The following is a 12987-nucleotide window of genomic DNA, read 5'->3' as shown; positions in this document are numbered from 1 at the left end:
AAATTTCTATTCGTAGCTTTTTACATGTATAGGAAACACTAAAAAATAAAGAAGGTAACTAACATTAAATTGATAACTCCCCTAAATTATCCGGACAGCGAACGAGTGCTTTTTGCTTGGTCCGATAAAATACAATTTGATAATTTATTTTCTAATTATTATTCCAAAAACATATTTAACAAAATATGTAGTCTTTCCAGTTCCATAATTACAAACACACTTTTTGAAGAACAATATGTCTGATACCTCTTCTAAATTAGCTTCAGGAGCAATTTTGATGCTCCTCACTAGGTTAATTGTTAATCTGTTAGGAATTATTAGCTCTTTAATTTTAGTTCGTATACTTTCACCAGAAGACTTTGGTGTTGCCGCAATAGCAATGTCTATTTACGCCTTTATTAGTCTATTTGGCGAATTTGGATTTAATACGGCACTAATCCAAAAAAACACGCCCGTTAAGTCTGATTATGATGCGGCGTTTACAGTAAACTTTATATTTGGAATTCTCGCTAGTTTGGCGATGTTATTGGCATCAGAGAGCCTATCTTCATTTTTTAATGAACCTAGACTCGAACCTGTATTTTACGTCCTCGCCAGTTTATTTTTCATCAATGGCTGTAAAAATATCAAAATAGTTGATTTCCAAATCAATATGGATTTTGCAAAAGAACTTAAACTACAAGTTTTGCCAAAGTTCCTCAGTTTTTTTCTTACGTTATTCTTGGCGTACCAGTTACAAAGCTACTGGGCTTTGGTATACGGCACTATCTTTTTATCGCTAATAAATATTGTCTTCAGTTATATGATGATCGCTTATAAGCCAACATTTACCCTAAAAGGGAGTAAAGCATTATTCAATTATTCAAAATGGTTAATGTTAAATAACTTCTTTTATTACATAAATAATAAGAGTATTGATTTACTCGTTGGAAAATTAATTTCGACCTCTGCTGCCGGTATTTATAATATAAGTAAAGAGATGGCGACTCTTCCGTCGACTGAAATTGCAGCGCCAATTAACAAAGCTTCATTTCCAGCTTATTCAAAAGAGAAAAATAACCCAGAACAATTGCGTGAACTGTTTTATAAAACAACCTCGATGATCACTATAATAGCGCTACCTGCATCAATGGGCTTATTTATGACTGCGGATTATTTTGTGCCAGTTGTATTAGGTGAAAAATGGCTGGACGCTATTCCTGTTGTTCAACTTTTAAGTTTGTTTGCCTTTTTCAGCTCAATTTCCTCAAACAATGGTTATGTCTTTCTTGCAATAGGAAAACCTAAAATCACCACTTTTATTTCTGGTATTAGAATATTGTCATTTTTTATTTTTCTATATATTTTTGATTTGACCAACTCAGTAGAAGACCCAGCCGAAGCTTTGGTTTATACCGCCATTGCCAATATGATAGTTGCCTATGTTTGGTTAAAATACGAAATAAACATATCTCTTTTAAAAGTGATTTATGTTAATTTTAGGTCAACTTTATCAACACTTATTATGTGCCTGGTACTATTTGTTATAAAGCAAAATTATGAAATTGACGTTAGCTTGGTTAACTTTTTAAGTTTGGTAATTGGTGGTGTATTTACCTACAGCGCAAGCCTAATACTTATTTGGATAATTAGTGGAAAACCTAATTCCATAGAAAAACATGTTTTGTTAGCTATCACTAAACTAATTGGGAAGATTCGTGGAAAAGTTTAATTTTGTGGTTTTGGCCCCAAATCGCTGGGATGATGTTTGGATGAATCGCCAGCATATATTTTCCATTATTGGCAAAGACCATAATGTTATATATTCAAATGCGCCACCATTTTATTGGGACTTAAAATTACCAAGAGTTAAAAAATCTCCATTGTTAGGTAGGACCACCGAGCGTGATAATGTATTTAATTTAGAATGCGCCAAAATCATTCCCCGCGTCCCTAAGTTAAAGCTCTACGACAAACTAGTAAAAAATAACTTTTGTAGACAAATAGAAAGGCATTTAGATCCTGAGCTAAAAACTGTGCTCTATATTTTTAATCCTCTGTATAGCGAATATCAAGATGACATAAATGCAGACTTTATCGTATTCCACCCTTACGATGATTTTACAAAGCTATATTCAGACGACATAGCAATTGCTGGCAACAAACGCCTTGCAGAAACTGCAAACCTAGTCATTACAACCTCCGCATTGCTCGAAAAAAATTATAAAGAAATGACCAAAAATGTTTATTTTGTGCCAAATGGGGTTGATTATAATTTATTCTCAAAAAACTATAAAAAAGCTAAAGGGGTTAGCCATTCTCAAGGTTTTAAAGTTGGATACACAGGCTCTATAAACTCTAAAATTGATATAAAATTACTAGCTGAAATTTTTAGCCAACTTCCTGAAATAGAATTTTATGTGGTTGGAGCTGAAGGCCGAATAGATCCATTTCAAAAACCTCATATGGAACAACTAAAAAGTTTACCTAATATTACATTTCTCGGGAACAAAGACCTTAGTGACGTCCCTACATACATGAACGCTATGGATATCAATATTATACCATATCGAACAGATCCAGAGTCATTTGCTAATGCCGGCTATCCTCTCAAGTTACATGAGTACCTTGCTGTAGGAAAACCTATAATATGCTCACCTATCGATAGCGCATTTGAGTTTGAACACGTATTGCAAATAAGGGCTGATGCGGCAGGTTGGATTACAGCGATCAAGAGTATTCAGCATAATAAACAAGAATATAGCAATACTGCGGTTGAAAAGCGTCGCTCGGTTGCCGAGCAAAACACCTGGAATTCTAGAGCAGAAAAAGTTTTAGAACTTATTTCGGATATGGTATCACGTACCGTTAAAAGATAATTGCCATATGCGAATCCAAGCAATTGATTCACTAAGAGGTATAGCTGCTTTAGCAGTGTTATTTCACCATTATGTTTTTTTATATAGTGTCAAATTTGAATTAGATACAAACTTTTTTAAAACTGAAGATATTAATTTAAGCTTGGGTCGGTACGGTGTAGAGCTATTTTTTATTATCAGCGGATTTGTAATTTCCATCTCTATTGAAAGAAGCAAAGATATACCTAGCTTTTTAATTTCTCGATTTTCGAGACTCTATCCTACGTTTATATTTTGTCTTCTACTAACCAGTATTAGCTTGATTTTACTATCCTCTACTAATGACATATCAATACAACAGTTCATTGGTAATGCGACGATGATACCTTTATTTTTTTGGATAAAGCCAATAGATGGATCATATTGGACGCTTATGTATGAACTATTTTTCTATTTATGGATTGCTATCTTCTTTAGTTGGAGTAAAGAAATTAAAATTCGACCATTAGTAGTAATTTATAGTTGCTATGTTATTTTAACTTTGATGCAACTTTTCATTGAGTTACCTCAGAAATTGCAATACCTATTGTTGTACCCACATTTGCAACAATTTTTATCTGGTATAATTTTGTACAAAATTTGGTCGCTAAATAATTCACGTGCAACAAGGCCGTTATACATATTATTATTTTTATTTTATGCATCACATTTGATTATGTCATTATCGAATTCTGGTAGGCTAAATTTAATATCAGCCTTAATGATAGGCTTTTATTTGGCTATATTTATTCTTTTATTGCAGAATCGTTTAAAAATATTGGAGAATAAGTACCTAATTAAATTGGGAGTTTTGTCCTATTCTTTATATTTAATTCATCAACAAATTGGCTATTTAACAATCTCTTTTTTGAGAGAACATTATTTTCCTACGTCAATAGCTATTTTAATAACATCTTTATTTGTTATTGCATTAGCGTTCATAATTAATAAATATATTGAAGTACCATCAAACAGATTTGTAAAAAACAACCTCAATTCACTAAGAAAAATAAGTAAATAACATGTGCGGAATACTCGGAACACTGAATTACCAAAATGCAGCGGATGCCCACAAACTTTCCGCAATGCGCGATACTATGCCTTATCGTGGACCAGACGATAACGGCGTTTGGCTATCTGACGACAAATACTGCGGCCTAGCCCATTTACGACTGAGTATTTTAGACCCCTCACCTGCGGGCCATCAACCAAGAGTTGAACAAAGTGGGCGGTATGTCATTTCCTACAATGGTGAAGTCTACAATTACATCGAAATTCGTGCAGAGCTTGAAACCAAAGGTTACACCTTTGAAACAGGCACCGATACTGAGGTAATCCTTCAAGCCTATATTGAATATGGCACTGAGTGTTTGTCTTTGTTTAATGGCATGTTTGCCATTGCAATTTGGGATAATGAAACCCGTGAGCTGTTTTTGGCCCGCGACCGTTTAGGCATCAAACCTGTCTATTATTACCAAAATGCCAATGAATTTATCTTCGCATCAGAAACCAAAGCCATTTTAAAAGGTTTATCAGAGCTACCAGCGCTGAACATCGAACTTATAGACGACTACATGAGCTTTGGGTATATCCCAGGGGAAAAAACCTTACATCAAGGCATAAACCGTTTAATGCCCGGTCATTTTGCCATTGTTAAAGACCAAGTCATGACCACGACTCAGTGGTGGGATCTAAAATTCGACAATCAAACCGATAAAGGTTTTGACTACTATTTAAATCAAAGTAAAACCTTGCTTGAAAGTGCCATCGACCTGCGACTTCGAAGTGACGTACCACTCGGCATATTTTTAAGCGGAGGCATTGATTCAAGTGCCGTTGTCGGCCTATTGGCCGATAAAGTTAAAGAACCATTAAAAACGTTTTCCATCGCCTACGACTTTGGTAAGAACTTTGACGAAACGCAATACGCACGAATGATTGCAGAAAAGTTTGGTACCGACCATCACGAATTAAAGATAACCCCGCAACAATTTAAAGATTTCATTCCACAATACATTGAGTTAATGGATGAGCCTGTGACTGAAGCGGCAGCCATTTCACTGTTTTTTGTGTCCAAACTCGCTAAAGAAAAAGTCACTGTCGCCCTATCTGGCGAAGGTTCAGATGAGATATTTGCTGGCTACGACCTATACCAATATATGAATGTCCTCGAAAAATATCGTGGCGTTGTTGGTCAATCTGGAAGTGAATTTTTTGCTGGGATTTCCAATAAAATACTAGGCGAAAGCCACAAAGTATCTAAATACCTAAATATGGCAACACAGCCAATTGAGCAACGATACAAAGGTATGTCGACCTACCCAGATGCGTCAAAAGAAGCGTTATACAAGCCTGACTTTAAGGCAAAACTAGACGCCGAAAAGCAAAAGACTAATCATGGCGCTTTCTCAAAACAATTATTTGAGAACATGAAAGGTCAAGACCAGCTTAATAAGATGCTCTATTTTGATACAAAAACATGGCTCGTTGATGACTTGCTTATTAAAGCAGACCGTATGAGTATGGCAACGTCAATAGAACTCAGAGTCCCGTTTTTGGATTACCGTCTAGTTGAATTTGCTGCAACAATTCCATCGCATCACAAAATCAAAAAAGGTGAAGGTAAGTACCCACTTAAAAAAATGATGGAAGGGATATTACCTAATGACATCATTTATCGTAAAAAGATGGGCTTCCCTACACCGCTCAAACTAATGTTCCAAAACGAAATGCGCGAATATGCTCAGGACCTCTTGTTATCTGACGATTCAAAGCTGCATTCTTATTTTAAGAAAGACCGAATTGAGCAGCTTATAACAGAGCACAATGCCAATAAATACGACCACCATAAAACGCTATGGCAACTTGTGGTATTAGAAGAATGGTTAAGAAGAAATACAGACTAACATGACGAAACCTAAAGGTAATTACTACCTACATATCGATGCTTTGAGAGCAATTGCTGTATTGGTAGTAATTATCTTTCATATAGACCACGACTACCTACCGGGTGGATTTGTGGGTGTTGATATTTTTTTTGTAATCTCTGGATATTTAATATCAAAACAATTATATGAGTCTATAGAACGACAAACGTTTTCCTTGAGAGAATTTTACGTTCGTAGAATTAAACGAATTTTGCCGGCAGCCTTTTCCGTAATATTGATAACAATCTTGCTAGCACAAATATTATTTTTGCCAGAGGATGCAATTAAAACCGCGCAATCCGGTGTTTGGTCGGCATTTTCGATGTCCAATTTCTACTTTTGGAAATTTCTAGATACTGGTTATTTTGCTTCAGCTAGCTATACAACACCTTTGTTACACTACTGGAGTTTAAGTGTTGAAGAACAGTTTTACCTTTTTTTCCCCCTTGCTTGCCTACTTTTACTGCCTAAGTTAAATAGATACTCCATTGTTTTAATACTTATATTGCTCATATTAGGATCTGCAACCGCTTCGCAACTGCTGCTTCTAGAGCATCATTCATTTATCTATTATATGCTACCGAGTCGCGCTGGAGAGCTGCTAGTGGGGGTACTACTAGCAGCATTATTGCATTTTAAGTTTATTCAAAAACCTAAAAACAGCTATTTCGTATTTGTACTATCGATTGTTGTCATTCTTGGTTCTTGCATGTTCATTAAACCTAGCGATATCTTCCCAGGCTGGCTTTATTTGGTCCCAACTATTGGCTCAGCATTGTTCATTTGGTCAGGCTTTGATAATTCTTTGTTCAACCGTTCTCTATTAAATTCAAAAGTCGTTTTGTGGTTAGGAAAAATCTCTTATTCTGCCTACCTTGTTCATTGGCCAATTTTAGCATTTCTTCGGTACGGCTATGGCGACTTTAATGAGTTAGAAAACATAGTTATCTTACTGGTTATTTTACTGACAGCTTATTTAAACTGGAGGTTTGTAGAAGAAAAGTTCCGACATCAAAAACTAAATTTAGGACAATTATTATTCAAGTACTTAGCAGTTCCTTTTGCCGCAATTGGAGTAATTTCCTATTTCATTTTTAGCACCAATGGGTATGGCGTTAGAATCAATAATGATTCTTATTTAACCCACCTTAAAAATACGCAAAATAAAGCCGTTACAACTAATAAGTATGAGTATATTTGCCAATTTTGGCTCGTTGAAGAAAAACATTTAGCCAAACCTGAATGCGTGATTGGTAACTCAAAGGAAACAAGTACACTTCTTTGGGGAGATTCCAATGCGGCTCACTTTGTCGGTATTCTGGGTTCATTAGCAAAAAAACAACATTGGTCATTTAGGAACATTTCCCATGCCAGTTGCCCTCCCGTATTTTTTAATCTCAGGCGTTATATTGGACAAAATGGATATCAAAACTGTTATAACTCAATACAAACAGTTAAAAGTTCATTAGATCATTACTCCACGATCATTGTTTCCGCTGCGTTTAATACTTACACAGCACGAGATAATAGTTTTTTGTCATCCTTTAAAACGACAATTAGCGAATTGGATAGTGAAGGAAAAAAAGTAATCATTATCGGTAAAGCCCCGGTTTTTGAAAGCTTTGACCGACATTGTCAAGCCAAATCTTACTACTTCCCTTTTCGTAACTGTAAAACTGTCTCGGAACATGATAAAAATTTAATAGCAAATATTAATAGAGAGTTATCGGAGTTCGCAGACTCCTTGGAGAGAGTACATTATATAGAATTTACTCAGCTAATTTGTGAAAATGGATGCTCTCCATACAAAGATGACCAGCCAATTTATTATGACCAAAGTCATATTGAAATTATGTCATCTTGGGCACTTGGAACAACCTATTTGAAATCTTATCCTGCGCAAGCAGCAATGTTAGAAGAACTGATGAATGACTAAAAATAAGCGCATCCTTGCAATAAGCTATCTATTTCCAAATTGTCAGCAGCCTAATCATGGCATTTTTGTATTAAATAGATTAACAGCCATGAGCAAGTATGCGGATGTAACTATTATCAACCCGATCCCTGATTCTCCTTTTCATGGTTTTATCGGGAAATTCAAGTCACTAAAAAACATTCCTGAGACGGAGACAATGAACGGTTTAACCGTATACCATCCTCGTTTTTTATCCATACCGGGTTATTTGAAATCCATTGAGATAAATAGTTACAAACGGGCGGTTCAAAAAGTTATTGATACGATAGGTTTTGATTTTGACGTAGTTGATTTGCACTGGACGTTCCCAGATTTACCCACAGGGCATTATTTGAGTAATCGTTATGATGTACCTTTTAATGTCACGTTAAGAGGAATGGAAGCCTTTCACTTCCAAGACAATGATGTACGACAACAAGTTGTTAAGAAATATTTAAAAAATGTCACTAAAGTGATTTCATTAAGTGAAGAGATGGCAACAACCGCTAATGAATTGGCACAAACGGGCAGCCGCACAACGGTAATTAGAAACGGTGTGGATACCGATAAATTTTACTATTTGGACAAAACTGAATGTCGAACGACATTGGGATTACCCCAGGATAAACAGATTATTCTGGGTGTCGGCGCTCTTATTCATCGCAAAGGATTTGATTTAGTTATTAAAGCGCTGTCTACCTTGACTCAGCAACCAAAGTTTCACAATCTAGTATTCTATATTTTGGGTTCAGAAGGGGCCGAAGGGGATTACCGTACCGAACTAAAACACTATGTAACGGAACATAACCTACAAGACCATGTGGTATTTCAAGGCGCCGTAGCAAACCAGCAACTTATAACCTGGTATAACGCCGTAGACGTCTTTTGTTTGTCTAGTCGTGGCGAAGGCAGTCCTAATGTTTTAACCGAAGCGCTCGCCTGTGGTACTCCTGCAGTGGCGACAAAGGTGGGTAGTGTGCCAGAGATAATGGCCAGTGAACCTGACTTAGGAGACGTTGTTGAAAATGACGACTTAGCCGGTTTAACGAAGGCTTTGGACGTCGTGTTGTCCAATACCTATGACCGAGAAGAAGCGGCTAAACGCTTCAATAAATACACTTGGGATTGGTGTGCCAAAGAAGTTGTAAAGACTCTAAAATTGTAAGTACTTATAGCTTTAAAATAACTGTTAGACAAATAGTATAGCGCCAAATAGCAATGCTAAGTTTTTATTTAACGGGGTTTTCAATAGTAAATTTAATACCCCGTTTATATCAATATCAACTTATTACATTTTTACCACTATAACTGTGGTGCTTTAAGGGCGTAATTTATAGCTCGAATATAAGGTGATACATCTTGTCCATGGTCTTCCCTATTCCATGGCCACGAAGTTCCTTGATTTTCACCTTTTTTAGATACGTCCTTTATCGCAAAATAAACCATCTCGTAATTATCTGTAATCTCGGTTGGCAATTCAAAGCGAGTCCAAAGATCTCGGCTGTAGTCTGTTGAACGTCTTAGATAGTGAGGATTTTCCGTACCTACATACTTTTCACCTGAGTAAAACATTGGTATTACAATATTGGCCTCTTCATAATTAGCATTAGTTATTGGGTTTATAGACCACCTTATTTCAAAAGTAGAAAATTTATTTTCACCAATACTAAAATCAGCTCCGTCTTTAAAACCGATTTCCCAATATTGATTTTCAGGCCAATATCCAACCCAAAGTGACGTAATCGACTCATCATTTTGGTCAGGTTCATGTGACCGTTTCGTACTATAAAATTCAACTTCATCTAAGTAATATTCTGAATCATTTTCCTGCGCTGATCTAACCTCAAAATACATACGAGACATTTGTGCAAAATAATTTTTACCCTCTGCAGCCACTGGGTTATTATCATGATACGAGCCACCTGAACTGCCGCGATGATGATTTGGATGATCGTCCAACTCAACATGTAACCAAGCGCCTGGATTTAACGTTAGGTAATGATAATAGTGTTGATTACCTGGGCCTTCTCGGGGGCAGCCATCCCCAGTTGAATAAACAGGTTCGCCCGTTTCCCAACACAGGTAAGTACCTACGTGGAAGTTAGTCCCTAGTGCCTGAGTCCCGCCTTCTTCATCAATACTTCCTGTGCCTTCAACTTTAATATAAAACGACATCCTATCTGTCTCTTCATTGGTAATTTCACGTTCTATTAATGGCTTAGTATCATAAAACAACCACCATGTTGGTTGATTTGGTGCATCTAAATTGTCAGGGTTATCATAAACCCTGAAACTTCCACCAGTAGCCGTTGAAGGGGCTCTCACATCTGAAACAATTTCTACTAAATTGTCATCTCCATAATCCTTTTTATCGTAGCTCCTAGGTCCCATGCCAAAATAGACGCTTTCGCCGTCGCCCAAAATCCCGCCGGTATTTAGGGTCCAACCTTCATTTCCATACGCAACATCATCGTGCCAGGTCCAACCAAACCAGTTTTCACCGCCATCGCTCGCATCATTCCAATTTAAAAATGGTTGAACATCAGTAGATATTGGAGTGGTATTTTCAAATTCATTGTTTACCTCTTCCTCGACGACTTTTTTAGTGTCATCATCGTTTTTGTTACCGCTACAAGCAGATAACATAATACTTATTAACATACTCAACAACAGCATGGTTGTTAGTCGGATCATTTGAATATTCCCTAAATTAAAAAGTTTAGTCGGTCACTTTGTCCATATGTTAAACACCAATCGGCGTTACATCTTTAACAATATTAACTCTAGTCTAAACGATAAAACATGTTCTATCGAATAACTGTTTTTATTTCTTTATAACTTAAATCAGCTCATTAGATTAAGTTTGTTAATATAACATCCAATTGCTCTGCTTTCTGTTTGCGACTATACAGCGACAAATCACGGTCAAAAGACGTAATGTCTTTACCCCCATTTACCTGCAACAAATCAACAATTGCAACGGTTAAATTGTCTTTTGTTTGTCCCAAGTACACGCCGTCAAATTGTTTCGATAAATTATAGGTTGCGCCTGCATCGTCGGCCTTAACCAACATCGCTCTTTGAGTCCGTAGATATTCGTATACTTTGCCCGGAATTTGTTTATTAAACCGAGCATCTTGTATTAGCAATAAAGCATTGGCCTGGGTCATATTATTTAAAGCGTTGATAAACGGCACTGGCTCGATAAATCGAACAAGGTCGTCAATGCCGAGTTGCGATAACTTTTGTGCAAAATCGTTGCCGTCCCCGGCACCTTGAAATATTAGTTCAAAATTGTCTGCAGTAATTAATCCGTCCGCTTTTATTGCCGACAACGCCTCAAATATTGGCTCTGGATCTCGCCCATTTGGATACAAAACACCACTGTAATATAAGGTAAACTTATCGGCAGAAAACGGTGTCGACTTATCTGGCATACCGGCGAGTTTCTCAAAATTGGCTTCATCGTAGCCATTTTCTATAACGGTATTTTTTAATGAGACCAACTCGCCATATTCGGTTTGATACAAATCTCTCACGGCACTTGTGGCGAACGTAATTTGCGCGGCATTTGTCATTACTTTTGTATCAATTTTTTTATGAATGTAGTCTAACCATTTTCCAGCAGAGCCATTCATGTAATGGCAAGGATCACGATAATCTGCGACCCAGGGCGTTTTATTTGACGCCGCCAGTTTATTTGCAATGTAATGTGTGCTTGGAATTGGAGACGATGACCAAATGACATCTGGCTGGTATTTTTTTAACAGTTTTTTGCCTGTTTTTAACGCCGCTGGGATCCATGTAAGCCCCCAGCGGTCGGGCGTTTCCATAATAGATAGATATTTACCTTTATAAGACAAATCCCTTTGTACGTCATAGGCGTTGGCTCGGTATATATTGTCGTCAGCCGCGTCAGTGTAGGTGCGGTCAATTTTAGAATAAGCTCGGTCAGTCGCAGTTAATACCACAACATTCCACCCCCATTGTTTTAAATAGCGGTAAAAACTCTCAATTCTTGGCACCGACGCACCATTACTCGGCGGAAACTCAAATACGACCATTAATATTGTTTTTTGTTTTTTCATTTTGATTTGCTCATTCATTAATGGTCACTTCGCCGGCTATCTTTTCTAAAGATAAACAAAATGGCGTTATTTTTTTCCGGTAGGGCATAAACCTAGGCAAGGCTAAGTTGTTACTTGTTTGCACAATACCACCATCGTTTGTTGCAACGGCATATTCAACACCACATTTTTTTACCATAGAGGCATGTTTATTACTAAAATCCCGGTCAAACCAGCCATTTGGATAGGCAAAAATGGTGGTGGTTGTACCTAATACATTGTTTAAATAACGAATCGAGGTTGAAATCTCCTCCTCCGCCACCGCGTCATTCTGAAAACCCAAAATACTATGACTGGCAGTGTGTGCCCCGACATCATGTCCGCGACTCACCAAACTTTTGAGCTGCGATTCGGTCATCATACAGCGCTCAACAACAGGATCGCCACACAAACCTACAATGGTATCCACAGCTTTGTCTCGTAAAGCATTAGGTAAAAATTTGATTTTTGAAACTAGGGTTAAATAAGTTTTGGCACGAGCTTGTTCAGTTGCTAAAGAATAATGTTGGTTTTCAAAATCTAGGTTGGCTAATGCAGCATTACGTAAGCAGGTTTCCAATTGATCATTCCATAACCACCCTTGTTGGGTGCCGTTGGTTGCAACAAAAAAACTCGCTTTGATGTTGTACTTTTCTAAAATAGGGAGCGCGTTGGTGTAGTTATCTAAGTAACCGTCGTCGAACGTGAGCGCCAAAGCTAATTTAGGGAGCTTTCCCTTTTTTTGCAGTGCCAAGGCTTTGGACAGGGGATAAATAGTAAAGTGTTTGCTAAGCGCAGCGATGAGTTGCTCAAAACTAGCAACATCTAAGTCGTCTGGGCAAAACGGGTCCGCTTTATCTAAAACGCGATGAAAATACAAAACGGCCAAAGGATACTCTCGATGTTTTCGAAAGTTTATCCAGGCTAAAATATTCAAACCCCAACTCAGCATTGTTAATAAATCCCTATAATCCATTACGATTGAATTGCAAACAAGCTTAGAGTACACGCTGTTTAATTTATTGTGAACCACGCTTATATATAAGTTATTGGTAAATTAATCCATTTAGTGCTGGACGAAAGGCCAAATAACTTAAACAATATGGTAAATTAGTTACGGAACA

9 protein-coding genes are annotated in these 12987 nt (G+C 37.1%); 6 read left to right on the top strand and 3 right to left on the bottom strand.

Annotation, left to right across the window (positions count from 1 at the left end; genetic code table 11):
• The first annotated feature begins 235 nt into the window (after positions 1-235).
• Genes KO525_RS01080 through KO525_RS01055 form a run of 6 tightly spaced genes read left to right on the top strand, consistent with a single transcriptional unit; the run spans position 236 to position 8922 of the window.
• Positions 236-1711 (top strand): lipopolysaccharide biosynthesis protein, encoded by a 1476-nt coding sequence (locus tag KO525_RS01080; RefSeq protein WP_215961947.1) that lies wholly within the window; start codon positions 236-238, stop codon positions 1709-1711.
• Positions 1698-2858: a glycosyltransferase gene (locus KO525_RS19925; RefSeq protein WP_215961946.1), complete on the top strand. Its 1161-nt coding sequence runs from the start codon at positions 1698-1700 to the stop codon at positions 2856-2858. Before KO525_RS01080 ends, KO525_RS19925 begins: the two co-directional genes overlap by 14 nt.
• A 7-nt stretch (positions 2859-2865) precedes the next feature.
• Entirely contained in the window at positions 2866-3897 is a 1032-nt protein-coding gene (locus KO525_RS19920) for an acyltransferase (RefSeq protein WP_215961945.1), read from the top strand.
• A 1-nt stretch (position 3898) separates the two neighbouring features.
• Complete coding sequence (gene asnB, locus KO525_RS01065; RefSeq protein ID WP_215961944.1) at positions 3899-5782, top strand: asparagine synthase (glutamine-hydrolyzing); 1884 nt, start codon at positions 3899-3901, stop codon at positions 5780-5782.
• 1 nt (position 5783) lies between these two features.
• Positions 5784-7739 carry an acyltransferase family protein gene (locus KO525_RS01060; protein WP_215961943.1) on the top strand — a complete coding sequence of 652 codons (1956 nt, stop codon included), beginning with the start codon at positions 5784-5786 and terminating at the stop codon, positions 7737-7739.
• A complete protein-coding gene (locus tag KO525_RS01055; RefSeq protein WP_215961942.1) occupies positions 7732-8922 on the top strand; it encodes a glycosyltransferase in 1191 nt (396 codons plus the stop codon). The genes KO525_RS01060 and KO525_RS01055 overlap by 8 nt, the downstream gene beginning before the upstream one ends.
• A 137-nt stretch (positions 8923-9059) precedes the next feature.
• Here KO525_RS01055 and KO525_RS01050 read toward each other — a convergent pair whose 3' ends face one another.
• The 3 genes from KO525_RS01050 to KO525_RS01040 form a co-directional block, all read right to left on the bottom strand.
• Positions 9060-10451 carry a hypothetical protein gene (locus tag KO525_RS01050; RefSeq protein WP_215961941.1) on the bottom strand — a complete coding sequence of 464 codons (1392 nt, stop codon included), beginning with the start codon at positions 10449-10451 and terminating at the stop codon, positions 9060-9062.
• Positions 10452-10609: 158 nt separating this feature from the next.
• Entirely contained in the window at positions 10610-11845 is a 1236-nt protein-coding gene (locus KO525_RS01045; protein WP_215961940.1) for a glycosyltransferase, read from the bottom strand.
• A 10-nt stretch (positions 11846-11855) separates the two neighbouring features.
• The gene (locus KO525_RS01040) at positions 11856-12815 is read right to left on the bottom strand and encodes a polysaccharide deacetylase family protein (protein WP_215961939.1); all 960 of its coding nucleotides are present in this window, start codon (positions 12813-12815) and stop codon (positions 11856-11858) included.
• Between the last annotated feature and the right edge of the window lie 172 nt (positions 12816-12987).

The sequence above is a fragment of the Psychrosphaera sp. B3R10 genome, from assembly GCF_018861025.1.
Taxonomy (GTDB): domain Bacteria; phylum Pseudomonadota; class Gammaproteobacteria; order Enterobacterales; family Alteromonadaceae; genus Psychrosphaera; species Psychrosphaera algicola.
Note: the sequence above shows the minus strand (reverse complement) of the source record. Positions and strands in the feature narration are given on the sequence as shown.